Annotated in this window: 26 protein-coding genes; 12 read left to right on the forward strand and 14 right to left on the reverse strand. The window is 68.9% G+C overall.

The genetic code is table 11. The features are described from left to right. On the reverse strand, window positions 1-489 hold a 489-nt coding region (locus tag DTA15_RS22565; protein ID WP_111990727.1), incomplete at its 3' end, for a putative antibiotic biosynthesis monooxygenase. Window positions 490-896: 407 nt separating this feature from the next. On the opposite strand from DTA15_RS22565, the gene DTA15_RS22570 reads away from it, so the two are divergent. Then, window positions 897-1,562 (forward strand): cation diffusion facilitator family transporter, encoded by a 666-nt coding sequence (locus DTA15_RS22570; RefSeq protein ID WP_006490641.1) that lies wholly within the window; start codon window positions 897-899, stop codon window positions 1,560-1,562. A gap of 195 nt (window positions 1,563-1,757) precedes the next feature. Here DTA15_RS22570 and DTA15_RS22575 read toward each other — a convergent pair whose 3' ends face one another. Beyond that, the gene (locus DTA15_RS22575) at window positions 1,758-2,948 is read right to left on the reverse strand and encodes a helix-turn-helix transcriptional regulator (protein WP_012493335.1); all 1,191 of its coding nucleotides are present in this window, start codon (window positions 2,946-2,948) and stop codon (window positions 1,758-1,760) included. Window positions 2,949-3,230: 282 nt separating this feature from the next. On the opposite strand from DTA15_RS22575, the gene DTA15_RS22580 reads away from it, so the two are divergent. The 3 genes from DTA15_RS22580 to DTA15_RS22590 all read left to right on the forward strand — a co-directional run bounded on the left by DTA15_RS22580 (window position 3,231) and on the right by DTA15_RS22590 (window position 6,727). After that, window positions 3,231-4,169 carry an alpha/beta hydrolase gene (locus tag DTA15_RS22580; RefSeq protein ID WP_012493334.1) on the forward strand — a complete coding sequence of 313 codons (939 nt, stop codon included), beginning with the start codon at window positions 3,231-3,233 and terminating at the stop codon, window positions 4,167-4,169. Continuing rightward, window positions 4,166-5,290, forward strand: coding sequence for a bifunctional 3,4-dihydroxy-2-butanone-4-phosphate synthase/GTP cyclohydrolase II (ribBA, locus tag DTA15_RS22585; protein WP_006485225.1), 1,125 nt, complete (start codon window positions 4,166-4,168; stop codon window positions 5,288-5,290). Before DTA15_RS22580 ends, ribBA begins: the two co-directional genes overlap by 4 nt. 201 nt (window positions 5,291-5,491) lie before the next feature. Next, a complete protein-coding gene (locus DTA15_RS22590; protein ID WP_006485217.1) occupies window positions 5,492-6,727 on the forward strand; it encodes an NADH:flavin oxidoreductase in 1,236 nt (411 codons plus the stop codon). Between the two features lie 4 nt (window positions 6,728-6,731). Here the strand turns inward: DTA15_RS22590 and DTA15_RS22595 are convergent, their stop codons facing one another. Beyond that, entirely contained in the window at window positions 6,732-7,859 is a 1,128-nt protein-coding gene (locus DTA15_RS22595) for a 4-hydroxyphenylpyruvate dioxygenase family protein (RefSeq protein WP_006485220.1), read from the reverse strand. A gap of 358 nt (window positions 7,860-8,217) precedes the next feature. On the opposite strand from DTA15_RS22595, the gene shiA reads away from it, so the two are divergent. Beyond that, complete coding sequence (gene shiA, locus DTA15_RS22605) at window positions 8,218-9,525, forward strand: shikimate transporter (RefSeq protein WP_006485213.1); 1,308 nt, start codon at window positions 8,218-8,220, stop codon at window positions 9,523-9,525. A gap of 32 nt (window positions 9,526-9,557) precedes the next feature. Here shiA and DTA15_RS22610 read toward each other — a convergent pair whose 3' ends face one another. Further along, complete coding sequence (locus tag DTA15_RS22610) at window positions 9,558-10,370, reverse strand: HNH endonuclease (RefSeq protein WP_006485221.1); 813 nt, start codon at window positions 10,368-10,370, stop codon at window positions 9,558-9,560. 168 nt (window positions 10,371-10,538) lie between these two features. On the opposite strand from DTA15_RS22610, the gene DTA15_RS22615 reads away from it, so the two are divergent. Together DTA15_RS22615 and DTA15_RS22620 are read left to right on the forward strand one after the other, a co-directional pair. Further along, window positions 10,539-11,840, forward strand: coding sequence for a UDP-N-acetylglucosamine 1-carboxyvinyltransferase (locus DTA15_RS22615; protein WP_006485223.1), 1,302 nt, complete (start codon window positions 10,539-10,541; stop codon window positions 11,838-11,840). A 358-nt stretch (window positions 11,841-12,198) separates the two neighbouring features. Continuing rightward, window positions 12,199-12,570 carry a DUF4440 domain-containing protein gene (locus DTA15_RS22620; protein WP_012493332.1) on the forward strand — a complete coding sequence of 124 codons (372 nt, stop codon included), beginning with the start codon at window positions 12,199-12,201 and terminating at the stop codon, window positions 12,568-12,570. Between the two features lie 45 nt (window positions 12,571-12,615). On the opposite strand, the gene DTA15_RS22625 is transcribed toward DTA15_RS22620, so the two are convergent. Continuing rightward, window positions 12,616-12,849, reverse strand: coding sequence for an AbrB/MazE/SpoVT family DNA-binding domain-containing protein (locus DTA15_RS22625; protein WP_011547707.1), 234 nt, complete (start codon window positions 12,847-12,849; stop codon window positions 12,616-12,618). Window positions 12,850-12,999: 150 nt separating this feature from the next. Between DTA15_RS22625 and DTA15_RS22630 the strand changes: the two genes are divergently transcribed. Further along, a complete protein-coding gene (locus DTA15_RS22630) occupies window positions 13,000-13,773 on the forward strand; it encodes an IclR family transcriptional regulator domain-containing protein (protein ID WP_006485222.1) in 774 nt (257 codons plus the stop codon). A gap of 18 nt (window positions 13,774-13,791) precedes the next feature. On the opposite strand, the gene DTA15_RS22635 is transcribed toward DTA15_RS22630, so the two are convergent. The 5 genes from DTA15_RS22635 to DTA15_RS22655 form a co-directional block, all read right to left on the reverse strand. Beyond that, on the reverse strand, window positions 13,792-16,092 hold the full coding sequence (locus tag DTA15_RS22635; RefSeq protein WP_006485218.1) for an ATP-dependent DNA helicase: 2,301 nt from the start codon (window positions 16,090-16,092) through the stop codon (window positions 13,792-13,794). Continuing rightward, entirely contained in the window at window positions 16,089-17,783 is a 1,695-nt protein-coding gene (locus DTA15_RS22640) for a VRR-NUC domain-containing protein (protein ID WP_012493331.1), read from the reverse strand. Before DTA15_RS22640 ends, DTA15_RS22635 begins: the two co-directional genes overlap by 4 nt. Window positions 17,784-17,879: 96 nt before the next feature. After that, window positions 17,880-18,761, reverse strand: a complete 882-nt coding sequence (locus DTA15_RS22645) for a MipA/OmpV family protein (RefSeq protein WP_006491220.1) — start codon at window positions 18,759-18,761, stop codon at window positions 17,880-17,882. A gap of 203 nt (window positions 18,762-18,964) precedes the next feature. Next, entirely contained in the window at window positions 18,965-19,276 is a 312-nt protein-coding gene (locus tag DTA15_RS22650) for an ATP-binding protein (protein WP_006479035.1), read from the reverse strand. A 315-nt stretch (window positions 19,277-19,591) separates the two neighbouring features. Next, window positions 19,592-19,891, reverse strand: a complete 300-nt coding sequence (locus tag DTA15_RS22655; protein WP_012493330.1) for a hypothetical protein — start codon at window positions 19,889-19,891, stop codon at window positions 19,592-19,594. A 134-nt stretch (window positions 19,892-20,025) separates the two neighbouring features. On the opposite strand from DTA15_RS22655, the gene DTA15_RS22660 reads away from it, so the two are divergent. The 3 genes from DTA15_RS22660 (at window position 20,026) to DTA15_RS22670 (ending at window position 21,646) form a co-directional block, all read left to right on the forward strand. Further along, window positions 20,026-20,274 carry a hypothetical protein gene (locus tag DTA15_RS22660; RefSeq protein WP_006491222.1) on the forward strand — a complete coding sequence of 83 codons (249 nt, stop codon included), beginning with the start codon at window positions 20,026-20,028 and terminating at the stop codon, window positions 20,272-20,274. 336 nt (window positions 20,275-20,610) lie between these two features. Next, on the forward strand, window positions 20,611-21,042 hold the full coding sequence (locus tag DTA15_RS22665) for a CBS domain-containing protein (RefSeq protein WP_006491217.1): 432 nt from the start codon (window positions 20,611-20,613) through the stop codon (window positions 21,040-21,042). A 100-nt stretch (window positions 21,043-21,142) separates the two neighbouring features. Then, the gene (locus DTA15_RS22670; protein ID WP_006491215.1) at window positions 21,143-21,646 is read left to right on the forward strand and encodes a PRC-barrel domain-containing protein; all 504 of its coding nucleotides are present in this window, start codon (window positions 21,143-21,145) and stop codon (window positions 21,644-21,646) included. 22 nt (window positions 21,647-21,668) lie between these two features. Here DTA15_RS22670 and DTA15_RS22675 read toward each other — a convergent pair whose 3' ends face one another. The 4 genes from DTA15_RS22675 to DTA15_RS22690 all read right to left on the reverse strand — a co-directional run bounded on the left by DTA15_RS22675 (window position 21,669) and on the right by DTA15_RS22690 (window position 25,428). Next, a complete protein-coding gene (locus DTA15_RS22675) occupies window positions 21,669-22,295 on the reverse strand; it encodes a DUF4142 domain-containing protein (RefSeq protein WP_006491229.1) in 627 nt (208 codons plus the stop codon). Between the two features lie 49 nt (window positions 22,296-22,344). After that, window positions 22,345-22,890 (reverse strand): hypothetical protein, encoded by a 546-nt coding sequence (locus tag DTA15_RS22680; RefSeq protein WP_006491228.1) that lies wholly within the window; start codon window positions 22,888-22,890, stop codon window positions 22,345-22,347. A gap of 79 nt (window positions 22,891-22,969) precedes the next feature. Beyond that, a complete protein-coding gene (locus DTA15_RS22685; RefSeq protein ID WP_006491223.1) occupies window positions 22,970-23,380 on the reverse strand; it encodes a BON domain-containing protein in 411 nt (136 codons plus the stop codon). Between the two features lie 65 nt (window positions 23,381-23,445). After that, a complete protein-coding gene (locus DTA15_RS22690; protein WP_012493329.1) occupies window positions 23,446-25,428 on the reverse strand; it encodes a hybrid sensor histidine kinase/response regulator in 1,983 nt (660 codons plus the stop codon). Between the two features lie 391 nt (window positions 25,429-25,819). On the opposite strand from DTA15_RS22690, the gene DTA15_RS22695 reads away from it, so the two are divergent. After that, window positions 25,820-26,860, forward strand: a complete 1,041-nt coding sequence (locus DTA15_RS22695) for a sigma-54 interaction domain-containing protein (protein WP_034178300.1) — start codon at window positions 25,820-25,822, stop codon at window positions 26,858-26,860. The last annotated feature ends 2 nt before the right edge of the window (window positions 26,861-26,862 follow it).

Here is a 26,862-nt window from a genome sequence, read left to right on the forward strand (position 1 = left end):
TGCGGTCAGCAGCGCGGAGCTGAGCGCGAGTTGGACAGGACGCTCCGACGCTGGCAGGAGCGCGTTCAGTAGGTACGTGATCGACAGCAGGGCCGGATAAACGGCCAGCCACGTCACGAGAAACGTTTTCCACTTCGGTGTAGCGGGCTTGCCGGCGATCGCGAACCACGCATCCATGCCGACCGCGGCATCGCGATGCTCGTCCGATATCGTGTCGCCCTTCGCCACCAGCTTTCGTCGCTCCGCGGAGGCCTCCCACGCATGCAGGTGCGCCGGCGAGTCGAACCGATAAATCAGGTAGTTGATGCCGCTGGAATCGCTCAGGCGAACGTTTCCGAGGTGCCCCGGGTAACGCCGCGCCGCCGCGTCGATCTCGCGCGCCCAGCGATCGAATTGCCTTTCCCGTCCCGGATGAACGACGCGACCGACGACGATCGTGCTGGACTCACGCATCGTGTCGGGTGGGTGAAGGTGCTGGCTGTCGTGCATTGAGGCGCTCACGGGAGTGGGCGGTGAATTTCGTCGCCCGGCAGCTGCCGGTGGCGGCCGGGAAAACCTCGGATACGCGGTCCGGGCGAACCTGCCGGGCTGTCGCGGAAGCAAACCGCGATCCCGCTCGCAAGCCGGCCGCGTCGCTCATCGCGCTTCGGCGCTCCATCGGGCGGCCTGCGGCGACGGCGCGGCAGCGTCATCCGATGCCAGCGAATCCGCTACCAAATGAACGTGCGCTGTAATTTTTTCAGCGCAATCGAAAGCGGTGAGCGCGACGGGTGACCGGTCAGCGGATCGCCATGCGCCGAATCCTCGCGCCGCGCCCTCGTTTCGTCTTGTCATTCGCGTGCCACCGTAGGCCGGTAACGTTCGAAGCCGTCCCCGATTCCGACAAGCGATCCGCCATGCAGCGCCCGTCGCGCGCCACGCCCCACGTCTACGCAGCCACGTCTCGCGCCCTCGCCGTCAGCCTCGCGATCAACCTGCTGCTGCTCGCCGTCGAGACGGCGGCGGCATGGTCCGCGCATTCGTCGGGGCTGCTCGCGGACGTCGCGCATGCGGCGATCGACCTTGCGGCCGATGCGCTGATCCTCGTCGCCTGCCGGCTCGACGCGCGCCTGCCGCCGCAGCGTCGCCCGACCTACGAGCCGCTCGCGCTCGCGGGCCTCGGCGCGTTGCTGGCCATCACCGGCGCGCAAATGATCTGGCATGCGCTGACCCGGTTCGATACGCCGCCGGTCGTGCAGCCGGGCGCGACCGCGCTCGCGCTGGTTGCGGTCACGCTCGCGGGCAAGGCCGTGCTGTCCTGCTGGATGCTGCGCAAGGCGCGCGAGACCGGTTCCGCGCTGCTCGAGGCGAGCGGCTGGCACGTGCGGACCGATGCGCTGTCGTCGTTGCTCGCGGCGCTCGCGATGAGTGCGGCGCTGATTGGCTTCGGCCGTCTGGACGACCTGGCCGCGCTCGCGATCGGCGCGCTCGTGATCCGCACCGGCGTCGCCTTCATCCGGCGCGGCTGCGCGCAGTGGCCGGCATGGGCCGATTGGGCGAATCGCTCGACGCGCGGGTCGTGAACTCGGGTAGCCGCACGACCCGTCGCCCAATCGATACGCATGAGCGACGGCACGGGATGAAAAAGAGGCTCGCGCGGTGCGAGCCTCTTTTGCGTCAAGTCGCCATCGTCGCGACGCCGGTGACGTATCGATCGATGCCGATGTACTGCCGGGCGAACGCATCCGTTGCCGCTCGGTCGGCATCGACTACACCACTCACCCGAGCGGCACGACACTCCCGAGCAGAATCCGCACCAGCGTCGCCTGACGCGTGACGCCCGTCTTCGAGAAAATCGCGCGCAGGTGCGTACGCGCCGTGTTCTTGCTGATTCCCGATTCGTCCGCGGCTTCCTCGAGCGTCAGCCCGTTGGTGAGCAGCAGCGCGAGCGACGTCTCGGCCGGCGTCAGGTCGAACAGCTTGCGGATGATTTCCTGCGCGCCCTGCGGCTTGCGATCGGGATCGCGCAGAAACAGCGTGACGGCCGGCCGGCGCCGGTTGTCCTCCGACCAGTCGGACAGCAGCACCGTGCGCACCAGCAGCCCGAGGCGCGGCTTGTCGAAGCTGCGCGTGATCGGCATCGCCTCGACGGTTGCCGCGGCTGTGCCGTGATGCCCCATCACCGCATGGCGGATCAGCCGCTTCAGCGTGCGGTTCTCCTGCGCGTCGGTCGCCTCGATCGTGCCGCGCGCGATCGTCAGCCCGTTGTTCTGCTTGAGGATCTCGTCGGCGACGCTGTTCATGTCGATGATCGTGCCGTTCTCGTCGAGCGCGATCGTGCCGACCTGCATGCGGTCGATCGCGTTCGCGTAGATCGAGCGCTCGACCTCCGCCGAATCGAGCCGCGAATGCAGCTCCACCGCGCGCTTCAGGTGCGGCAGCAGCAGCGCGCAGACCGCCTTGTCGCGCGCGGAGAACTGCTTCGACGCATGGTTGCGGCACACGCGGAACCGGCACTCGACGCCCGACGGCGTGCGCAGGTCCGCGCCGAGGATATAGCGCACGTCCTGCGGCTTCAGGAACTGCTTGTACAGCTCGCTCGACAGCCAGCCCGTGTCGCCGAACACGTCGTCGACCGTGACGACGCGATCGGCCGGCAGGCCGACGAACGGGTCGAGCGAATAGTAGTAGTTGTTGTACGACGCCTCGCCGTCGCCCGGAACGACCGGGCCGAATTCCGAGGCGTGCACGGACAGCGGCGCGCGGCGATCGCTCGCGGCCGCGCGCAGGATCAGCGTCACGTAGTTCGCGTGCAGCCAGCGACGGACGAGCTCGAGCGCGCCGGCCCACGGCGGCGTCTCCAGCGGACCCTGGTAGATGCGCGCCATCAGCTCGCTGAAATCCGCGACGCCGATGTCGGCCTCGTCACTGGTTGCCTGGCTCTCTTGCGGAGCCCATCTCGTCTCCATCAGCACGCTCCATCCTCCATACGACATGTTTGCGGTGCGACCGAGCCGCGCCGCCATGATTTAAGACGCGTCTAAATTCCGGCGTCATCGGGAGATTCACTGAATGGCGAGAATTGGCCATCCGGGCGGGCAAACCATCGTCCGATCGGATGATGTGGCGCCCTGCCCGCTGCGCTGGAATGCCCGTCAGGCCGTGCCGGCAAGCGTCCGGCGCGGACTCAGGGAAAACCGCGACACGGGTTTACCTGATTCAGACCGCATCCGATTCAGACAGGAGTTCCCATGCCGCTCGACCCTCAGGCGCAGGCGCTGCTCGCCGCATTCGCCCACGCCCCCGCGATCGATTTCGCGCAGCTCACCGTTCCCGCGTACCGCGCGAGCCTCGCCGCCGGCGGCGCGTTCGCGCCCGGCGATGCCGTCGCCGCCGAAGCGGACTGGCAAATCCCGGCAGCGGGCCGTCGATTGCCGGCGCGGCTGTATCGGCCCGCCGTCGACGGGCCGTTGCCGCTGACCGTGTTTTTCCACGGCGGCGGCTTCGTGTCGTGCGGCATCGACTCGCACGCGAACCTGTGCCGCAGCCTCGCGCATCGGGCGCGCACGCTCGTGCTGTCGGTCGACTACCGGCTCGCGCCCGAGGCGCGCTTCCCGGCCGCCGCGCACGATGCGTGCGACGCCGTGCGCTGGGCGGCGGCCAGTGCACGCGATCTCGGCGCGCGCGCCGGCGCGGTGGCGGTCGCCGGCGACAGCGCGGGCGGCAATCTCGCGGCGGTCGCCGCGCTGCAGTTGCGCGGCTCGGGCATCGCCATCGCGCACCAGTTGCTGCTGTATCCGGTCGTCGATTGCGCGACCGAGCATCCGTCGTACGAATCGCTCGGCAGCGGCTATTTCCTGACGGCCGACATGATGCGCTGGTTCAAGGGCCACTACTTCGACGACGGCGCCGATCGCGCGTCGCCGCTCGCGAGCCCGCTCGCTGCGCCGGATGTCGCGGGCGTCGCGCCGGCGACGATCGTCAGCGCCGAATTCGATCCGCTGCGCGACGAGGCCGAAGCGTATGCGCTGCGTCTCGCGCGGGCCGGCACGCCGGTGACGCTCGTGCGCTGGCCGGGCCAGTTGCACGGTTTCGCGAGCATGCTCGGCGCGGTCGACGCGGCCGAGCGCGTGCTGACGTTCGGCGCCGACGCGCTGCGCCGCGCCTTCGACGCGACGGAGGCGTCATGACGCTCGCCGGCACGCTGGAGATCGTCGACGAGCTGCGCGCGGGCCGCATGGTCCTGCTCGTCGATGAAGAGGATCGCGAGAACGAAGGCGACCTGGTGATCGCCGCCGATCACGTGACACCCGACGCGATCAATTTCATGGCGCGCTTCGGGCGCGGGCTGATCTGCCTGACGCTGACCGCCGAACGCTGCGCGCAACTGCGGTTGCCGCCGATGGCCGACCACAACGGCGCGCCGTTCGGCACCGCGTTCACCGTCAGCATCGAGGCGGCCGAAGGCGTGACGACCGGCATTTCGGCCGCCGATCGCGCACATACGATCCGCGTGGCCGTGCGTTCGGGCGCACGCCCCGACGATCTCGTGCAGCCCGGCCACGTGTTTCCGATCGCCGCGCGGCCGGGCGGCGTGCTCGTGCGCGCCGGGCACACCGAGGCCGGTTGCGATCTCGCGGCGCTGGCCGGGCTCACGCCCGCGTCGGTGATCTGCGAGGTGATGAACGACGACGGCACGATGGCGCGGCTGCCGGAGCTGAAGGCGTTCGCCGCGCATCACGGGCTGAAGATCGGCACGATCGCCGACCTGATCCATTACCGCCGCGAGCATGAGTCGCTCGTCGAACGCGTCGGCGAGCGACCGCTGCATACGCCGTGGGGACGGTTCCGTGCGATCGAGTATCGCGACGCCGTGCACGACGCGCCGCATCTGGCGCTCGTGCGGGGCGAACCCGATCCGGCGACGCCCGTGCTGGCGCGCGTGCACGAATGCCATTCGCTGCTCGACCTGCTCGACGCGGAGCCCTCCGCGCATTCGTGGCCGCTGCACGCCGCGCTGCAGCGCATCGATGCGGCCGGCTGCGGCGTGGCGGTGCTGCTCGATTGCGACCTGCGTGGCGACGCGCCGCGGATGCCGGCCGGTACGGCGCGCCGCGACGGACGCGTGACGGGAATCGGGTCGCAGATCCTGCGCGACGTCGGCATGCGGCGGCTGAACGTGCTGTCGAGCCCGTTCCGGCTGCCGGCGTTGTCGGGGCACGACCTGGAGATCATGGCGTTCATTCCGCTCGGCGACGACGATCCGGAAGGCGCGCGGGCGATGCCGGCGAATTCATTGCGGGCGGCGTGAGGGTCGGCGCGGGTAGCCGGGGCGCGGCACGCTGCCGTTCGGTGCCGTGGAGGGGTGTTTCGTCGATGCCTGCCAGCCACCGTGCGTGCTCGACGGGATCGCGGCGGGCCGCCGCGCGGCACCGCGGCTCATCCACGCGGACGATGCGCGCCCGTCCCGCCGCCGCACAATGGTCGCCGTGCCCATCCTTTCGTCCGCCCCATGGAATCAGCTGACCTCACCACCGCGTTCAGCCCGCTGCAGATCGGCCCGTTGACGCTGCGCAACCGCCTGATCAAGTCCGCCACCAACGAAGGGATGACGCCGAACGGCGTGCCGTCGCGAGCGCTTGTCCGCTTTCACGAGCGCATCGCCGAGGGCGGCGCCGCGTTGACGACCGTCGCATACTGCGCGATCAGCGACGACGGTCGCACGTTCGTCGACCAGGCCCGGCTCGACGCACCGACGGTCCGGCAATTCCGCGTGCTGACCGATGCCGTCCACCGTCACGGCGCGGCGGCCTCCGCGCAGATCACGCACGGCGGCTGCTTCACGTTCCTGCCGTCGCTGTCGACGAAACGGCCATTGAGCGCGTCGGGCGGCTTCAACAAGGTCGGCGTGATGAGCGGCCGCTTCCTGAAGCAGGCGATGACGCGCGAGCAGATGTCGGCGATCGCCGACGAGTTCGCGCAGGCGGCGCGGCATGCGCGCGACGCCGGCTTCGATGCGGTCGAGATTCACATGGGGCACGGCTATCTGCTGAGCCAGTTCCTGTCGCCGCTGTACAACCGCCGCCGCGACGCGTATGGCGGCGACGCCGCGCGTCGGGCGGCCTTTCCGGTCGACGTGCTGCGCCGCGTGCTCGACGCGGTGGGTCGCGATCTCGCCGTGGTCTGCAAGATCGGTGTGACGGAAGGCGTGCGTGGCGGCGGCACGGCCGACGACGCGTGCGAGATCGCGCGGCGGCTCGAGGCCGAAGGCGCGCACCTGCTCGTGCTGAGCGGCGGGATGAACGTCGAATCGGTATGGCAGTTGTTCGGCAGCCCGCTGCCGGGCGATGCGCGCGCGAATGCCGACAATGCGATCGTGCGGGCCGCGATGGCGCTGCAGACACTCACCGAGCCGAAGATGGGCGCGTTTCGGGAGATGTATTTCCTGGAGCATTCGAAGCAGGTGCGCGCGGCCGTCCGGATGCCGCTTGCCTACCTCGGCGGCGTGCGCTCGCGTGACAACGTCGCGCGGGCGATGCGCGAAGGGTTCGACGCGGTCGCGCTGGCACGGGCGCTCGTGTTCGAGCCGGGTTTCGTGAACGGGCTGCGCGACGGCCGGCTCGCGCAGTCGGGCTGTACGTCGTGCAACCGCTGCGTGGTGTCGATGTACACGCCCGGTGGCACCGCATGCGTGCTGCGCGAGCCGAACGACCCCGCGCCGAACCGCGTGCCGGCCGCCGGCGCCTGATCGTTCAGCCGGCGTCGCGCGCGCGGGCAAGCGCCGCGAGGTTGCCCTCGCCGAACCCGTGGTGCCCCTTGCGCTGCACGATCTCGAAGAAGATCTCGCCGGGGCGGCGCTTGACGAAGGTCTGGAAGAACAGCCTCGGCACACCGTCGCTGCCGATCTCGCCATCGACCAGCACCGCGCGGCGGCGCAGCGCGTCGAGGTCGACGCCATGCGCCGGCAGCCGCGCGTCGACGTCGTCGTAATAGCGCGCGGGCGGCTCGATGAACTCGACGCCGTTCGCACGCAGCGCATCGACGCACGACAGGATGTCGTCGGTGGCCAGCGCGACGTGCTGCACGCCCTCGCCCGGATGATCGGGCAGGTACGCATGCATCAGCTCGGTGCGGCGCGTGCCTTCCTCGTAGACCGGAATCCGCACCGCGCCGCACGGCGACACCATCACGCGCGATTCCTCCGACACATGCCAGTGCGCGTCGATCTGATGGATCTCGCGAAAGTGCAGCAGGTCGTGGTAGAAATCCAGCCACTCCTGCATGCGGCCCGCGCCGACGGTTTGCGTGAAGTGATCGACCTGCTGCAGGCCGACGCCCGCGCAATCGAGATCGGTATGCGCGGTCGCGATGTCGATCGGCCGGAAATCGATGTCGAAGATCGAGATGTCGCCGACGCCGCCGCGCTGGCCGTCCCGCCCGCGCCAGCGGTCGACGAAATACAGGTGCGAATCGCCGATCCCCTGGATCGCCGGGATCTTCAGCTCGCCGACCCCGACCTTTTCGCCTTCGAACGCCCACGCGCCGAGCTGGATCGCGCGCTCGAACGCACGTCGGGCGTTCGCCACGCGCAACCCGATCGCGCAGACGCCCATTCCGTACTCCTCCGCATAGCGCGCGGCGAACGAATCGGGCTCGGCATTGATCAGGAAATGCATCTGCCCTTGCCGGTACAGCGTGACGTTCTTGCTGACGTGCCGCGCGATCGCCTTGAACCCGAATTGCTCGAAGCGTTGCGCGAGCGCTTCCGGCACGGGCGCCGCGAATTCGACGAATTCGAGGCCGGCCATCCCGAGCGGATTGGCGGCCGGATCGGCGACGGGCGGCGTATCGCTGGACAATGGGTGGGAAGTGCCGGGCATTCCAGTCTCCGGAGGCATGCGGTCGATGGGGATTCGTGCCTGTCGCGTGCGGCATGCGCGGCCGAGGTGACGGCGGCGCATGCGCCCCGAACGGGCGAGTTGTCGATGCTGCAGATTTTAACCAGATCGTTCACGGCGGCACACCCCGGCCGAACGGGATATCGTCGCGCCGCCTAGTGCAAACCCGGAAAGCGTTCGATAATCGCACGGACTTGAACGATAATCGCGCACATTGCCCGTTTGGCCAATTGCCGCCGTGTGGCGCGCGCCCTATTCTCCGTTCACCCTTCGACTTCAATGCAGCATCGGACGCGGCGCCGCCACGATTCCACGATGCGCCGTGCCAGGAGACATTGCCATGACCCCCACCTTCGATACCCTCGACGCCGCGGCCGGCGCCCGTGCGCGCAGCCAGGCCCGCAAGGCCGCGATCGGCAGCTTCGTCGGCGCCGTCGTCGACTGGTACGACTTCCTGCTGTACGGGATCGTCGCCGCGCTGGTGTTCAATTCGGAGTTCTTCCCGAAAGTCAGTCCGACGATGGGCACGCTCGCGGCGTTCGCCACCTTCGGCGTCGGCTTCCTGTTCCGGCCGCTCGGCGGCATCGTGTTCGGCCACTACGGCGACCGGCTCGGCCGCAAGCGGATGCTCGTGCTGACCGTGATGCTGATGGGGCTGTCGACGGTCGCGATCGGCCTGCTGCCGGCGTTCTCGACGATCGGCTGGTGGGCGCCCGTGCTGCTGGTGCTGATGCGCGCGATCCAGGGGTTCGCCGTCGGCGGCGAATGGGGCGGCGCGGCGCTGATGGCCGTCGAGAGCGCGCCGAAGCAAAAGAAGGCGTTCTACAGCAGCGGCGTGCAGGTCGGCTACGGCGTCGGGCTCGTGCTGGCCACCGGCATCGTCTCGATCCTGGGCCATACGCTCGGCGAGGCCGCGTTCAAGTCGTGGGGCTGGCGCCTGCCGTTCGTGTTCAGCATCGTGCTGGTGCTGATCGGGCTGTGGGTGCGCAAGAACATGGACGAATCGCAGGAGTTCGTCGAGAAGGTCGAGCATGGCAACCGCAAGCTGCGCCTGCCGGTGCTGGAAGCGCTGACGCGCCACCCGAAGGCGTTCCTGCTGATCGTCGCGCTGCGGCTCGCCGAACTGTTCACGATGTATATCGTCACCGCGTTCGCGCTCAGCTATTCGACGACGAACCTCGGCATGTCGCGCGACCTGTTCCTGAACATCGGCCTGCTGGTCGGCGCGGTGAGCTGCGTGACGATCCCGTGCTTCGCGTGGCTCGCCGACCGCTACGGCCTGCGCCGCATCTACCTGATCGGCGCGCTGATCGGTCTTGCGTCGGCGGTACCGTTCTTCGTCGCACTGGAAGCGCGGTCGATCGCATGGATCGTGATCTTCTCGATCCTGCTGGCGAACGCGGCGCACGACATGGTCGTGAGCGTCCAGCAGCCGCTGTTTACCGAGCTGTTCGGCGCCGAATACCGCTACAGCGGCGCGGGCGTCGGCTACCAGTTCGCGAGCGTCGTCGGCGGCGGGTTCACGCCGTTCATCGCGGTCGGCCTCGTCAGCGTGGCCGGCGGTTCGTGGCACCTCGTCGCCGGCTATCTCGCGGTCGGCTGCCTGATCTCGCTGGTGGTCGCGGCGCGGATGCGCGCGGCGCAATGAGGTAATGTGCGCGTGGCCGGTTAGCGCGCCGGTTACGCGCGCACGAGGCGCGGCAATCGCGCGTAGAGGCGTTCGACCAGTTGCCGGGCGCTCTCGCCGTAATGCAGTTCGCGGTGGCAGTTCGGGCATACGGCCACCGTGTTCGACACAAGATCAGGGCCCCGCTCTGCCAGCTTGCGGACATGATGCACTTCCAAATACGGTAGTCCGTCCGCGCCTTTGAACGGCGCAGGCCTGCTACAGCATTCGCAGGTGCCGTTCGCTTGCGCCAACACCCAAGCCTTGACGGACGGATCGCGGCGAATCTGAGTCACGGTTGCACGGGTCGCCTCAGGGCTTGCGTTGCCCGGCGGCGGCGCGATCTGCGGCTTTTTCAATGCGTCGCGTACATCGAGTTCGAATTTCACGGTCGGAACGGTCGACCGCTGCTCCAGTTCGTTGATGAATTGCTCGATCAACGCGCCATTCGAGCCGACGTTCTTTGCGGGCTTGAGACCAGGAAGCCATTGGCGGCCCATCAGTGCCAGCACATACGAAATGTTTTGCATCCGATACTCGAACGCTTTTGCGGTGCGATTGAATTGCGCGGCCAGCTTCTTGTACACCGCTTTCTTGATGTATGACTGACCCGCGCGCTCGCTCTCGAGCATTTTGAGATATTCGTCGACCGACGAACGGAGTTCATCGCGCGTCCACGGCCGGCCGTCGGCATTCGCTGAAACGTCGTCAGATAAGAAGGATTTAGGTGTTGGGGTCGACATGAAGGTCGGATTCGGGAGTCCGACCTCGATTTTACGAGATAAGAGGCCAATTCGATCCTCGTCATAGCAACCGGCCGTTTTCATTTTTTGGTGTCGACCGCCCCGTTAGATTGCCGATCTCACCCGCGTCCAACGTCAAATACGGTCAATCGAGCGCGCCGATTCCCCCTTTTCCCCTCTGAACATTCCACGCCGCGCGCCGACCAATGGCATCATATGGGCCTACGTCAGTCACCGATACGCCCCCATATCATGTCGAATCTCATCGTCCACGGCGGCACTCCGCTGCGCGGGGACATCAAGCCGTCCGCGAACAAGAACGCCGTCCTGCCGATTCTGTGCGCCACCCTGTTGACCGATCAGCCGCTGCGTCTCGTCGGCGTGCCGGACATCACCGACGTGCGCAAGATCCTCGACATCTTCCGCACGCTCGGCAGCGACGTGTCGGTCGATTTCACGACGGGTCTGCTCGAACTCCACCATCGCGACACGAAGTTCGATCCGGCGGTCCACCGGCTGCCCGAGGCGATGCGTTCGTCGATCATGCTGATTCCGCCGCTGCTCGCGCGCTTCGGCGTCGCGCGGCTCGAAAACGACGTGAAGGGCTGCACGCTCGGCGTGCGCGAGATCGATCCGCACGTCGAGGTGTTCGAGCGGTTCGGCGCGCACATCGAGCGCACGCCCGATTCGCTGATCGTCCGTACCGACGGCCCGCTGACGGCCAACGATCACTGGCTCGACTACGCGTCGGTGACGACCACCGAGAACTTCGCGCTGTGCGCGACGGCCGCCAGCGGCACGTCGACGCTGATGAACGCGGCGTCCGAACCGCACGTGCAGGAGTTCTGCCAGTTCCTCGCGATGATCGGCGTCGCGATCGAAGGCATCGGCACGTCGCGGCTGTGCGTGACGGGCGGCGGCAAGCTCGGCGGCGGCGAGTTCCGCTTCGCCGAGGATTTCCACGAGATCGCGACGTTCCTCGCGCTCGGCGCGATCACGGGCGGCGACATCACGGTGCGCAACTCGTCGCCCGAGCATTTCCCGCTGATCGACCGCACGTTCGCGAAGTTCGGCGTCACCGTCACGCACCGCGACGGCTGGTCGCGCGCGGAACGCGACGGCCCGCTGCGCGTGCGCCGGCCGTTCACGCAGAACATCCTGACCAAGGTCGAAGCCGCGCCGTGGCCGTACCTGCCGGTCGACCTGCTGCCGATCTTCATCGCGCTCGGCGTGCGCGCGGAAGGCAGTGCGATGTTCTGGAACAAGGTCTACGACGGCGCGCTCGGCTGGTCCGGCGAACTGTCGAAGTTCGGCGCGCACGTGCTGTTGTCCGATCCGCACCGGCTGATCACGTTCGGCGGGCTGCAACTGACGCCGGCCCGTGTCGAGAGCCCGTACATCATTCGCGTCGCGATCGCGCTGCTGATGGTGGCCGCGAGCATCGAAGGCCGCTCGGAAATCATGAACGCGCTGCCGATCCGCCGCGCGCATCCGCATTTCGTCGAGAACCTGCGTTCGGTGGGCGCGAACGTCGAGTGGACGAGCAGCGAGTAAGGGCATGACGGATGCGGCGCGCGGAATAGTCGCGTCGCATCCGGTTCCTCGGCTTTTCATGCCGTATCGGCCGCTTCCATGCGCGGCCGCGCAGCGTTCTGCCATCGGTTGCCATCTGTTTACGGCAGCACACTGCGTGCTGCTTCACGCCTCTTTCCCGCAGTCAGCGCCAGCCCGACAATGCGTCATCGGGGCGTCTACTCCCGCGCCCTGCCGGCATTTTCCCGCTCACGGCACAACCAGATTCAGACTTGTCCAATTGCCCAAGCATGAGCCCGGCCATAGGCTGCCTTCCTGACCCCGGCGGATAGCGCCAAAAAACCGCGCACCCGCGCTCCAGCAGGACAATGCACCGCCTATGGAACCCCGATTCACCCTGGCGCAGATGCGCGACGTCTGGATCGACGCGTATCGTCACGCCGATGTCGAACAGCTCGATTTCGTCGCAAGCCCGAACTTCTTCGTCCTGCACGAAGCTCACATTCGCACGAAAGCGCAATTTCTTGCGCGAATGCGCGTTGTAGCGGCCGAACGTGCATCGAACAGATCGGGTATCGCATATCGGGACGAAACCATGCAAATCGTTACGCGCGGACAACGGGCGACGATAACGGGCATCGGGACGGTACGAATCAACCAGGCAATCGATTCCCGCTTCGATTTCGTCGAGCAGTGGTGCGTGATCGACGCGCGATGGCGCATTGCCTCGCTCCGCCACGAACACAAGTAAGCTGGACCGCGCCGCGGCTGCGTCCCGGCGCTTGAATGAGTCGACTCAATCCGACTCGTTTGCGTCGTTCCGCCTGAACCTGAAATCGCCTGGCAGCTTGCCTCTGAAACGCCTCAACGGCAGGAGAATTGCTTCGGGGCTCGCGTTGCGGCTCTCAGCCAAAGCACCTGCACGGTAAACGACGATTTCGACTTCGTCGCCTTCACGCAGCCCCCACTCATCGACCAGACCGGCCGGAAGGCGCACGGCCAGACTATTCCCCCACTTCGCAACCCGCATACGACCTCCTTGAATAGATGTCGTCGACTCTATATCTGCCGCTATCCAGCGGACAAGGATGGTGGATCGACCGATTTCCCGTTACCCGACCACTCGCGCGATAATCGACCACTCCTGCGCGAACACCGCGCATCTCCCCGCGCGCCGCCCATGACGAAAAAGCCCGACCTCGACCGACGCGACTGGATTGCCGGCCTCGAAAAAGGCCTGATGATCCTGGAGGCCTTCGACAGCCAGCACGCGCGCATGACGCCCACGCAGGCCGCCGCCCGCACCGGCCTCACGCGCACGGCCGCGCGGCGCTACCTGCTGACGCTCGAATCGCTCGGCTACGTGTACACCGACGGCAAGCTGTACGGCCTCACGCCGCGCGTGCTTCGGGTCGGCTGGTCGTACTTCGATTCGGCGCGGCTGCCGCGCACGGTCCAGCCTTATCTGCAGCAGCTGAGCGCGTCGCTGAACGAATCGGCGTACGTCAGCGTGCTGGACGGCTGGGAACTCGTGTTCATCGCCCGCAACGGCGTGTCGCGCGTGATGACGACCGGCTTCGTGCTCGGCGCGCGCGTGCCGGCGCCGTTGACGTCGCCCGGTGTCGTGCTGCTCGCCCATCATCCCGATCGCGAAGCCGTGCGCGCGTGGCTCGACGAGACCGAGCTGCCGCCGTTCACGCCGCACACGATCACCAACAAGGCGCGGTTGCTCGAACAGGTCGACCAGGCGCGCGACGCCGGCTACGCGGCGATCGAGCAGCAATTGCAGGTGGGCGTGCGCGGCATCGCGGTGCCGCTGAAGAACCGTCACGGCGAAGTCGTCGCCGCGCTGAGCACCAACATGCCGATCGGCGCGGAAACGACCGACGCGGCCGTGCGGCGCGTGCTGCCGCACCTTCAGGAAGCCGCGCTCGCGATGCTCAACGTGCTGTAGCGACGACCGGCAACGCCGTCACCCGATCCGCCACCACCGCGGCAGCAGATTGCGCACTTCGCGTCGCCGGTAACGGTCGTCGATCAGATGCACGACGCCCTCGTCGTGCTCGGTGCGGATCACGCGCCCGGCCGCCTGCACGACCTTCTGCAGCCCCGGATACAGGTACATGTAGTCGTAGCCGTTGCCGAAGCGCGCGTCCATCGCGCGCCGCATCTGCTCGTTGACGTCGTTGACCTGCGGCAGCCCGAGCGTCGCGATGAACGCGCCGATCAGCCGCTCGCCGACCAGGTCGACGCCTTCCGAGAACGCCCCGCCCAGCACCGCGAAACCGACGCCGCGTCCGCCCGCGTCGAAGCGCGCGAGAAACGCATCGCGCTCGCTTTCGGCCATGCCGGGCGCCTGCGCCCACACGGGGACGTCCGGATGGCGCGTCTGCATCAGCGCGACCACGCGCCCGAGGTAATCGAAGCTGCTCAGGAAGCCGAGATAGTTGCCGGGGCGCGTCGCATATTGCGCGGCGATCAGGTCGGCGATCGGTTCGAGCGAGCGATCGCGGTCGCGCCAGCGGGTCGACACGTGGCTCGCCACGCGCACCGTCAGTTGCTCGGCGCGGAACGGCCCATCGACGTCGAGCCAGCCCGTATCGCCGGGCAGCCCCAGCGTGTCGCGGTAGAAATGGAACGGGCTCAGCGTGCCGGAGAACAGCACGGTCGCGCGCGCGGCGGCGTAGCGCGGCGCCAGGAAACCGGCCGGGATCACGTTGCGCACGCACAGCGTCGACTGGACGCGGCGCCGGCGGCCGGCCGCCGCGACGCCGTCGAGCACGGGCTGGCGCGGCATCGGTTCGCCGTGCAGCGTCGCGTCGAAGATCGACGCGCTGTCGAACGCTTCGGCCAGCACGCCGAACTGGATTGCTTCGAAGTGAAAGCGCAGCAGCGCGTCGCCGTTCGCGCGCGGCGCGTCGGTCAGGTGTTCGCCGATCGCCGCGACGAGGTTCTGCACGGCCGACACGATCGGGCCCGGCACGTCGGGATAGGCCGCATAGCGCTCGGCCTGCGCACGATTGAGCGTGCCCCACGCGCGGGCGAGCCGGTCGAACGCCTTGCGCAACGCGGCGGGCGCGGCTTCCCGCGCGGCCGCGAACGCGAACGGATCGAGCGACGCGCTGTACATCTTGCGGGCGCGATCGAGCAGGTTGTGCGCTTCGTCGACGAGCACGCCGACGCGCCACTGGTTCTGCTGCGCGAGCGTGTGCAGCATCGCGCTGCCGTCGTAGTAGTAGTTGTAGTCGCCGATCACCATGTCCGACCAGCGCGCGAGTTCCTGCGCCAGGTAGTACGGACAGACGTCGTGCGCGAGCGCCGCGGTGCGCACCGTATCGCGATCGAGCAGTCCGGCCTCGATCGCCGCATCGCGCGCGGCCGGCAGCCGGTCGTAGAAGCCTTTCGCGAGGGGGCACGATTCGCCGTGACACGCGTTGTCCGGATGCTCGCACGCCTTGTCGCGCGCGACGAGTTCCAGCACGCGCAGCGGCAGCGCGGACGTGCTGGCGCCGAGCGTCGTTGCCGCTTCGAGCGCGAGCGCGCGGCCGGGTGTTTTCGCGGTCAGGAAAAACACGTGGTCGAGCTCGCCCTCGCCGCATGCCTTCAGCAGCGGGAACACGGTGCCGAGCGTCTTGCCGATGCCGGTCGGCGCTTGCGCCATCAGGCACTGCTCGTCGCGTGCCGCGCGATAGACGGCCACCGCCAGTTCGCGCTGGCCGCTGCGGAACTGTCCGTGCGGAAACGCGAGCGCACGCAGCGCCGCGTCGCGCGCGGCGCGATGGGCCGTCTCGCGTTCGGCCCAGCCGACGAAGCACGCGCACTGCTCGGCGAAGAACGTCGCGAGCGTGCCAGCATCCAGCGTTTCCGTCAGCACGGTCTCGCGCTCGGACACGATGTCGAAATACACGAGCGCGACGTCGATTTCCGCGAGATCGCGCGCGGCGCACATCAGGTGCGCATAGACCTTCGCCTGCGCCCAGTGCAGCGCGCGATGGTTGGCCGGCATCGCGTCGAGGCTGCCGCGATAGGTCTTGATTTCCTCGAGCCGGTTCGCCACCGGATCGTAGCCGTCCGCGCGGCCGCGCACGGTGAGCGTGCCCCACGTGCCGGTCAGCGCGATTTCGGTTTCGTAGCGCGCGCCGCGCTTCGACGTGACCGCGCCGTGCCCGGCAATGCCTTCGAGCGCGGTCGGCGCGGGCGTGAAGCGCAGGTCGAGATCGCCGCGCCGCGCGGTGAACTCGCACATCGCCCGCACCGCGACGACGTAGCTCATACGGACAACCCCGCCGCCTCGGCGTGCGCAACGCCCTCGCCGGCCCACTCGACGTCGACGACGCGCACCGGCATGCGGTGGGCGATGCAGTACGCGAGCCAGCGCGTCTGGTTGTCCTGCAGCCGGTCGCCCGGGCCCTTCACCTCGATCAGCTCGTAGCGGCGTTCGGCGGGCCAGAAGCGGACGAGATCGGGCAAGCCGGACCGGTTGCTGCGGATATCCGCGAGCAGGCGCGTGAACCACAGCCGCAGGTGTTCGGGCGGCAGGCAGGCGAGCGCTTCGTCGAGCAGGGCGTCCGTCAGCACGCCCCAGAACACGAACGGCGATTGCAGCCCGGCCTTCGTCGCGAAATGCCGGCGGATCGTGTCGCGGTACGCGCCCGAATCGAGCTGCGCGAAGCAGGCATCGAAGGCCGCCGCGCGGCGCACGGCGAAATCGGGCGCATGCAGGTCGGCCGGGCCGCGCTGGAACGGGTGAAAGAACGCGCCGGGCACGGCCGCGAACACGGGCTCCCAGCACAGCAGCCCGAACAGCGAATTGATCAGCGTGTTTTCGACGTAGTGGACCGGCGACGCCGGCTGCGCGAGGTGGTCGCGCACCGCGAACTCGACGCTGACGAACGCGTCGGGACGCGCGAGCACGAGCGTCTCGCGCGGCACGTCGGCCGCAGCGGCCGCGCGTTCGACGCGCTGGCCGGCGCGACGCTGCAGGCGCGGCAGCATGCGCTCGACGCGCTGCCGCTCCTCGTCACTCTCGAAGCCGCCGCGCGCGTCGAGCGCCAGCGCGAGCGCGTCGTCGTCGCGCCCGCAGCGTTCGAGCACGCGGATGCGCCGGTGCCGGCTGCCGGGCCACGCGCTGCGCGTGTACACGTCGAGCGCGGCGTCCCAGTCGGCACGGCGTTCGCACGCCTGGCCGAGCGCGAACAGCAGCTTCGCGCGGCGCGTCGCGAGCCACGGCTGCGCGCAGTCGACTGCGTCCAGCGCGCGGATCAGGTCGTCGAACGGCAGATCGTCGGGCCACGCGTCGAGCGCGTCGCGGCCCATCTGCAGCGCGAGATACGCGTCGACGTCGCCGCGCTGCTGGAACGCGCGCGACGACGGCGCGATCGGCACGCTTTCGTACTGGAACACGCCGAGATCGGCGAGCACGAATTCACTCCAGTCCTGATGCAGATTGCCGAAGAACATCAGCCGCAGCCGGTCGCACAGCGCGCCGACCGTCACACGCAGCACGCGGTCGTCGCACTGCGCGCACCACGCGTCGAGCGGTTGCGCGACGTCGTGCGCGGGCCGCAGCCGGTCGAGCCAGTCGGACTTGCGCTCGCCCGCATGCGCGGCGAGCGACGGAAAGATGCGCAGCAGATCGGCCTTGGTCGACAGCGCGAACAGTTCGTCGAGCGTGAGCGCCGGCGCCGGATCGACCCAGCCGAGCGCGACGAGCGGCGCGGCGGCGTCGAGCGGGCAGCCGATCTCGTCGTACACGAGCTTGCTCGCACGGAAATCGGACCCGTTGCGCATCAGCATCCGCACGAGCAGCGCACGCGACGCCTGCGGCAGCGTCGCGAACTGCCGGACGAACGCGTGCTCGTGCGCATCGAACAGGTCGTCGTAACGCTCGCCGAGCCAGGTCAGCGCGCGTTCGAAATTGGTCAGGTAGTAAAACGCCGGGGGCGTGGGCGAGGCAGGCGTCACGGGGATCGATCACTGTACATTTGTACAGGTCGCAATCATATCAAATGTGACGGACGATGCCGCACGCGGCATCGCCCTTTCGCTGCCCGCCACGGGTCAGAACTGGTAATTCACCGACATGTCGAACACGCCGTTGGTCGACTGCTGCGTGATTGGGCTGCGCGCCGCGCGGCCGACGAGCTGCTCGATCGCGCCGTCCATCGTCACGAACCAGTGCTTGTTCACGAACCACACCATCGTCACGCCGAGGCCGGCCGACTTGATCCCCGCCCCCGACGAATAGGTCGGCAACCCCGAGCGCGCGGCCGCGCCCGGGTTCACGCCGAACCAGCTGTTCATGTAGCGGGAATCGGCGAACGTCACGGTCGGCCCCGCGAACCAGAAGAAGTGTTCGTTGCTGCCCGGCATCGGCATGTACGCGGAGAAATCGCCGGTCCAGCCGTTCGACCCGCCGATGCTGCGCCGGACGTCCGCGCGCAGCACGAGCGGGAAATCCTTCGACACCACGTAGTCGGCCGCGAGCTTCATCACGGGCGCCGCGTTGATGTTGTCGAGACCGTTCAGGTGGCCGAGATCATCGGCCGAACGGCGTCCGAGGTCATAGCCGACCGACAGGCTCACGCGCCAGTTCGGCCCGCGCAACACGTTCGCGCCGAGCCCCTCGCCGGTCGACAGGAAGAACAGGTCGCGATAGCGGATGTCGAAGTTCGGGCCGCCCATCACGCGATAGCGGTCGGAGCCCGCATAGCGCGGCTGCAGCGTCATCGCGGCGCCGACGCTCACTTGCCAGGTGGGGATATTCGGATCGAAGAGTTTCTGGAGCGGTACGCCCGCCGTGTATTGCCATTCGCCGAGCGGCGAAGGCGTCTGGGCCGACGCGTCGCGGGCGCCGGCGGCGGCGAGCGCGGCGAAGGCCGACAGGCCGGATACGAACCGGCGTGCGCCGGGGGACAGCAACAGGCGAGCAACAGGGGTCAAGGCGGTCTCCGTCGGTTGCGCGAAACGAACCTGAAGGAAAGCGCGTCGCGCTTCATCGGCCGCAACAGCCGGCGGCCTGCTGCGCGAACGTAGCGTGCGCTGAATTAACGGACATCCTACGCGACACGCGCGCAGACGCAAAGCGCCCGTTGTGCACGGGCACTTTGCCGAAATCCGGCACGAGCCGGCGAATGATTGCGGAATCAGAAACGCTCGACGTGATAGTCGCCGGCGAGCGCGGCCGGACTGCGCGTCGACATCATCCGCGAGAAGCCGTCGGCGAGCCGGCCGAGCGCGAGTTGCTTCTGGCTCGCGTCCCAGTGCGTGTAGGTGTCGTACGCGGCATCGTCGAACGAAACGGTGACGGCGACCGGGCGGCCGCTGGCGCGAAAGCCGATCTGCAGCACGCCGCCCGGCAGTTCCTCGATGTGATAGTGCAGCGAACGCGATTCGAAATAGCGGCCCAGTACCTGAGCGATCGCGCGCTTGTCTGGCGATTGCACGTGAATGTCCATGTCGGTCCTCCTTTTCAAGGTTCGCGCGGCCGCTCGCGGCGCATGGCCTCCGCCCGGCATCCGCATCGGCGGCGGGTTCGACGGCGGATCGCCCTGCGGCAGCCCGTCGGGCACGGGCGGATCGACCGGGTCGTCGTGTCCGGGCGGTGGCGGATCCGGATCGACGTCGGGTGTCGTCGGTTCGGGGCGATGCAGCATGGATGGCGTGTTCATGTCACTCCCGCGCGACGGCGCGCGCATCTCGATGGCGAGGCGAGCGCCCGCAAGCACCGTGCCTGCTCTCGCGCCGCGGCCATCGGGCGTTTGGTTCATCGGTCATTCGTCGTAAGCCGCCATGACGAGCCACATCGTGCGCCCCTCGGCGCTCAGTTGCACGGCGAGCGCGAACGGATCGGACGGCTCGCATCGCGCGATGAGCGCCTGCTGCGCGCGCTCCGGGCCGTCGTAGACGGTGTCGTTCAGTGCGCGTACCTCGTCCTTGCCGTCGAACATGCGGCGCTCCGGCCGATAGACCAGCGATTCGCGTTTCCACGTCGCGAAGCGTTCGCGCACGTGGCCGAAGTCGCCGCCGCAGACGTTCGCGTCGTAACGTATCCTTTCCCTGGCTGCATTCATCACGATGTCCTCTCGTCTATACCGGACGCGTGCGCGTCGTATCCGCATGCCCGGCCCTCGCCGGCTTGCAAGCGCCGTGCCGCGGACACCGCGGGTACGGCGCTTGCGCCTTCTCATCGACAAGGAGGTTGACCATGACCGTTCACGCCCCCGGCCGCCGCGACGCCGTGTCACCGGCTGCCGGACTGCTCCGGCTCGCCACGTCGCGCCCGCCGTCCGAAGACAAGACGGAGGAGCGCATCGACGAAGGGCTCGAGGAGACGTTCCCGGCCAGCGATCCGCCCGCCGTCGGCGGTGCGACGCGTATCGACCCCGCCAAGCCGTCCGGCGAGCACGAACGTCGCGCGCCGCACGTCCCTTCCCCGCCCCGCGATCACGGCTGACGGCGGCACCCGGCGCGCGGTGCATGGCAGCAGCGGCGCACCGGCGAAATCAGGAGCGATCCGATGAAAGTCCTTGAACGCAGATGGCATGAAATCAGCGGCGCGGCCGGCGTCGCGGCGCTCGCCGCGATCGAAAGCGCGGTGGTGCTGGCAATCGTCACGGTGACGGGTATCGGTCACTGACGTCCCGCACCGACCGGCCGCGGCGCCGCCGTGGAAGATGTACAAGCGCGGTGGCAAATTTCTCCGTCGCCCGGCCGCCCAGGCCCGGCGTGCGCGCCGCGCGCGCGGCACGCGGCCTGCTCCCGTATCGTTCCGATCACGAAGGAGGCGTTCATGTATCGCGTCAATGAGATCATGTCGCGCGACGTAGTGTGCGTCGCGCCGACCGACACGATCCGCCATGCGGCCGAATTGATGCAGCGCTTCGATATCGGCGTGCTGCCCGTGTGCGACGGCACCGAACTCGTCGCGATCGTGACCGACCGCGACCTCGCGGTGCGGGCGCTGTCGCACGGTCATTCGCCCGATACGCCGGTTCAGGCGGTCGCGTCCCGGCCGGTGCAGTGGTGCGTCGAGGACGATGGCGTCGGCGACGTCCAGCAGCGGATGGCCGACGTGCAGTTGCACCGGTTGCCGGTGCTCGACCGCAGCCTGAAGCTGGTCGGCATGGTGTCGCTCGGCGACATCGCGACGCGCGCCGGCGGTCCGGCGCGCGACGAGCTGGCCAATACGCTCGAGGACGTATCGCTGCCGCGCCGCCGTTGATCGGCGTCCCTCATCACCTCGCGGCCCGTTCTCCCGGCGCATTGCCCGCGCGGCGAATTCGCATGCGCACCGGGTTGCCGCTACGATCAGGAGGTTTTCGATGACAACGGACAAACCGTCGCGCGACCCCGCGCGCATCGTCGGCACCCGTCCGCGTACGGCCGCCGGCGGGCCGGGGCCCGACGTGATGGCCGCCCGCACGTTCGAAGGCGATCGCGTGCTGACGATGGACGGCGACGACGTCGGCAAGGTCACCCACATCATGCTCGACGTGCGCGCCGGGCGGATCGCGTATGCGGTCGTGTCGTCGGGCGGCCTGCTCGGGTTCGGCGACAAGCTGCTCGCAGTGCCGTGGAACGCGCTCGTCCTCGATGCCGAGCGCGAGTGTTTCGTGCTGCCGGTCAACACCGAACGCGTGCGCGAGGCGCCCGGTTTCGACAAGAGCCGGTGGCCCGCGATGGCGGACCCCGAATGGGCCGAAGCACTGCATGCGTACTACGGCCGCTCGCCGTACTGGCTGATCGAGGAAGGCGAAACGGCGCTCGATTCGCCGCCGTACGAGGCGTCGCCGGGCGGCCCCGAGGACGGCACGCGGCAGCACTGACGCCTGCCCGCCGGAAAGCCGATCACTGCGCGGCGGCCACCGTCTTCGCGAGTTGCCGCGCGGCGCTCAGGTGCGCGTTCAGCGTCGGCAGCGTGCGGGCCGCGAATGCGCGAAGCTGCGGATCGCGGCCCTCTTTCGCCTCGGTTTCGTAAAGCCGGACCGCCGCTTCGTGCGCGCGGGGCCCGGCCAGCGCCACGTACGCGGCATCGAACGCGCGCCCGTCCTTCGCCCGCAATGCCGTTACCTCTGGATCGACGAGCATGCGCGTCTGCACCGGCACGCCCTTTTGCGCACCGATATGCCGCAATTCGTCCGCGATACGCGCGTGATCGTCGACCATCCTGCGGGCGAACGCCTTCACGTCCGCGTTCGACGAGCGGTCGAGCGCGAGCTGGCCGGCCTGCCGTTCCACCTTGCCGATCATGCCCGCCTTGTCGACGAATTCGGCATCGATACCGATCGGTCGTTGGGTCAGGCCAGCCTCGTCGGCGGTCGGGCCGGGGCGGATGACGCCGGGCGCGACCTGCGCGGATGACGCGGGCGGCGCCTGCGCGTGCGACAGCGCGGATGTCAGGATACTGACGGCGGCCGTCAGCACGATGGCCATCGGCCGCCGCGTGCCGGGTTTCATTCGGTGGAGTGTCGTCATCCGGGCCTCCGTGTCGGGCGACGGAGCGGGCCGGCCGCCCGGTTTGCCGTCACGCGGGACGATGGGCCGACGTGAAGAAATCGGTCCACGCGCCGTTGTGCCACGCGCCCTCGGTACGCTCGACCGACAGCGCGCCGGCCGCGAGCATCGTCCGCTCGGCGAACGTGATCGTGCGCCGCGTCACGTGCGCGGCCAGCACGACGCCGTTCTCGCATTGCTTGAGCGCGCCATGCCCCTCCGGCGCATCGCCGCGCATCCGGCCGAGCGCGCCGCACAACGCGCCGACATAGCCGCCGACGAGCGGCACCCCGATCCACGCGAGCGGCGAATGAAGCCCGACCAGATAGAGCAGCGCGGCCCCGGCGAGCCCGACGACCGCACCGATGGCCACGCCTTCCAGCGCGCCGAGGCCGCCCGGCCGCGCGGCGGAGTCCGCATAGACGTCGCCGCCGAGCCAGAACAGCGCGTGCTGTCCGGGCGGATTGAGAAAGAAGACCTTCACGTCGTCCCGATGCATGGCGTGGCCGCGCAACTGTTCCGCGCAGCGTTCCGCCTGTTCGAGCCGCGAGAAACGGCCCGCGATGATGGTGTCCATGTCGAACCTCCTGCCCGGTGACGCGCAGGGCCGCGGGCGTGCGACGCCCGGTCGGCCCGGCGCTGGCCCGCGCATCACGTTACTTCCGGCGGATCTGCAGCTTGTCGCGCACGCCGCTCACGCCGTCGACGTCGTGCGCGACGCGGATCGCGGTCGCGCGTTGCCGCTCGTCGGGCACGTTGCCCGTCAGTTCGACCACGCGATCGTGAACCTGCACGTCGATGTCCGCGGAAGCCAGCCCGCGTTCGGCGACGAGCGCGGCCCGGACGCGGGACGCGAGCGTCGCATCGCGGATCTGGCCCCCGACGGCCGACGCCTGGCTCGCGAGCTTCGCACGCGTGCCCTCCTCGGCGGCTGCGTGGCGGGGTGTCGCGATCCATGCACACGACAGCATCAGTATGCTCGCGATCGGCACGACCGGCGTCCTGCGTCGGCCGCGTGCAGGCCGGCGGCAGCCGCCGTCGCGCCGCATGCTTTCCGTTGCGTCCATCGCGTCTCCTTTTCGTATGCGGCCGAGTGGCCAGGGGGCCGGCCGGCCGGGCCGCGTGCTCGCCGCTATCGGTCGCGCGGCTTCCCGTCGCCGGCGTCGTCCGGTACGACGTCGACGATCACGCTCGCGAGCGTCGGCATGTCGACCGGCTTGCACAGATACGCATCGAACCCGGCGGCCATCACGCGACGCCGGTCGGCCGTGCCGGCGTGCGCGGTCACCGCCACGACCGGCAGATGCCCGCCGCCGTTCGGCAAATGCCGGATCTGGTCGAGCAGCCAGTAGCCGTCGCCGTCCGGCATCGCGAGATCCGACAGCACGACGCTCGGCTGCTGCCGCTCCACCGCCGCGAGCGCATCGTGCCCCGAACGCGCGGTCGATACCTGTGCGCCCATCGTCTTGAGCGCCGCCGCGAGGCTGGTCCGCGACGTTGCGTCGTCGTCGACCACCAGCACGCGCTGGCCGTCGAGCGCGACCGTATCGGGAGCGCCTCGCGCGCGCGACGTCTGCCCCACCGGATCGTCGGCGTCCCAGCCGGCCGGCAGCGTCACCGTGACGGTCGTTCCGCGCCCGGCGCCCGCGCTCGTCGCGACGACCTCGCCGCCGTGCAGCTGCGCGATATTGCGCACGATCGACAGGCCGAGCCCGAGGCCGCGCTTGGGCGACGTGAACGCGCCTTCCGGCCGGCTGAACGTCTCGAACAGATGCGGCAGGCGTTCCGGTGCAATGCCTTGTCCGGTGTCGGAGACCGACAGCCGCACGCGTTCGCCCGCGCGCGTCAGCGAAACGTTGATGCGGCCACCCGGCGGCGTGAACTTGATCGCATTCGACAGCAGGTTGGACAGGACCTGACGCAGGCGTTCGCCGTCCGCCGGAATCACGCAGGCGGGCATCGCGTATTCCGTCGACAGCACGAGCCCGTTCGCCTGCGCGGTCGCGTCGAGTTCACGCGCGGCGTCGCGCACGATCCGCACGAGATCGACCGGCACGCGCTCGAGGCGCAGCCGGCCGGTCGCGAGCGACGATGCGTCGAGCAGGTCGGCGACCATGTGCGACAACGACCGTGCGCTGCGATCGATCGCGGCGACCGCCTGCTGCACGAAACCCGGCCCGTCGGCATTGCGCAGTACCTCGACCCAGCCGTAGATCACGTTCAGCGGCGTGCGCAGTTCGTGCGACACCGTCGCCAGCAGCTCGTCCTTCAGCCGGTTCGACGCGTCGGCCTGTACGCGCGCGTCGCGGGCGCCGCGCAGCGAACGGAGGTGGTGGCGTTCGTCGCGGCGGCGTTCGCCCGCTTCGCGCAGCGTCAATGACAGGCCCGTGCAGTTGCCCTGCGCGTCGACGATCGGCGACGCGGCGAACGTAGCGCGAAAACGGCCGCCGTCAGGGCGCACGCACAGTACGTCGAGCGGCCCGACCGGCGCGCGCAGGTCCGCGAACGATGCGGGCACCGGATGCCGGCGCAACCAGCGCGGCGCGATCATCGTGACGATGTCCCGTCCGTTCGCCTGGGTCGTATCGATGCCGAAGATGCTTGCCGCGGCCGGATTCCAGCTGGTGATCCGGCGCGCGGCGTCGGTCCCGACGATGGCATCGGGCGACGCGTCGACCACGCGGCGCAGCAGCCCGTCGTCGGGCGCAGCCGCGACGGACGACGGCTCGAGGTGCGGCGGGTACGAGCCGCCGTCGTCGTCATCGATCTCGCGCAGACGATCGTTCGCGAGCAGCGGCTTCACGGCCGTCACCAGCACGCATTCGACGAAACTGATCGCGACGAACGCGCCGGCTTGCGCCAGCAGCGTCGCCAGCGGCGCGTCGCGCCACCACAATGCGCCGATCACGCCGACGCTCGCGGCGGTCGCGACGAGTCCGCCGGCGAACGACGTCAGCCATGCGGCAGCCGCCACGCCTGCGTAGAAAGGCAGCGGCGCAAAGGGCGCGTGCTGGCCGACAGCCCGAATCGCCCACGCCTGCAGCGCGGACGCCAGCCCGACGGCCAGCACGACCCATGCACCCTGCCGCAACACCTCACGGGTCAGAGTCCTCATTGCATCCTTGCATCGCACCGGCTGCCGTCGTGCGGGGCATGCCGCCAGTCGGCCATCCGGCATGCCGTCGAACGCGCCGGGCGAGCGTGAACGCGTCAGCAAACGGCGTGCCTGGCCGGGGCTGGCAGTCGGGTTCGCGGCAACGGCAGGCGGGACCGTGCGCCCGCTCGGGGCCGTGGCCGATCAGGTCGTCGCCGATCTCACGGCGCGCGCGGGCGCACCGTGCGGCCGGCCACTTTTTTCATCGACTTCCTGTAAAAAAGCGCCGGTAGCGACCGGATGGAGCGTCGCGCGCCGAATGCGCGGAAAACCGATGGGCGATTCCTTTCGTGCCGCTCGCCCGCATTGGAAATTCCTATTCAGCGGCACCTTCGTGGTCGTTTCGCTGTCGATGATAAATATTGCAATCAACGGGATACGTGATGCCGTTTTTCAAAACGGCCCGCGAACGCCTATGGGTGAATCCGCCAACCGGACGAAGCAGCGCGCAGACGACCGCCGGCTGTCCGGCCGGTCCGCCGCGATGCGCACGCTGCTCGGCCGTATCGAGAAAATCGCGCCGACCCGCGCGAGCGTGATGATTGCCGGCGAAAGCGGGGTCGGCAAGGATATCGTCGCGCGTCGGCTGCACGATCTGAGCGCCCGGCGCGACGGCCCGTTCGTGCCGATGAACTGCGGCGCGATTCCGCCTGACCTGGCCGAGGCGCAATTGTTCGGGCACGAGAAAGGCAGCTTTACCGGCGCGGTCACGCAGCGTGAAGGGTTCTTCGAAGCCGCGCGCGGCGGCACGCTGCTGCTCGACGAGATCGCGGAGATGCCCGCGGCGCTGCAGGTGAAGCTGCTGCGGGCGATCGAGTCGAACACGATCGTGCGGGTGGGCGGCACCGAATCGATTCCGCTCGACGTGCGGTTCGTGTCGGCCACCCGCCACAATCCGGCCGACGCCGTGCGCGACGGCCGGTTGCGCGAGGACCTGTTCTACCGGCTCGCCGCGTTCGCGATCTACGTGCCGCCGCTGCGCCAGCGCGACGGCGACGTCGAGACGATCGCGCGGGAATTCGTCGACACGCTGAACGCACGGCATCGCTCGCACAAGCGGCTGACCGACGCGGCGATCGCCGCGTTGCGCGCGTATTCGTGGCCCGGCAACGTGCGCGAGCTGCACAACACGATCGAGCGCGCGTACATCCTGTCGGACGAAGGCATCGAGGTCGCGCTGCCGAAGCAGCCGGTGCCGGCCGTCGACAGCACGTCGGAAGGCGCGATGGCGCTGCCGCTCGGCGCGACGCTGCACCACGCGCAGCAACACTTCATCGCGGCGACGCTGCGTCACTTCGACGGCAACAAGCCGCGCGCGGCCAAGGCCCTCGGCATCAGCCTGAAGACGCTCTACAACCGGCTCGCGCTGATGCGCGACCAGGACGGTTCGTGAGC

The sequence above is a fragment of the Burkholderia cenocepacia genome, from assembly GCF_900446215.1.
GTDB lineage: Bacteria > Pseudomonadota > Gammaproteobacteria > Burkholderiales > Burkholderiaceae > Burkholderia > Burkholderia cenocepacia.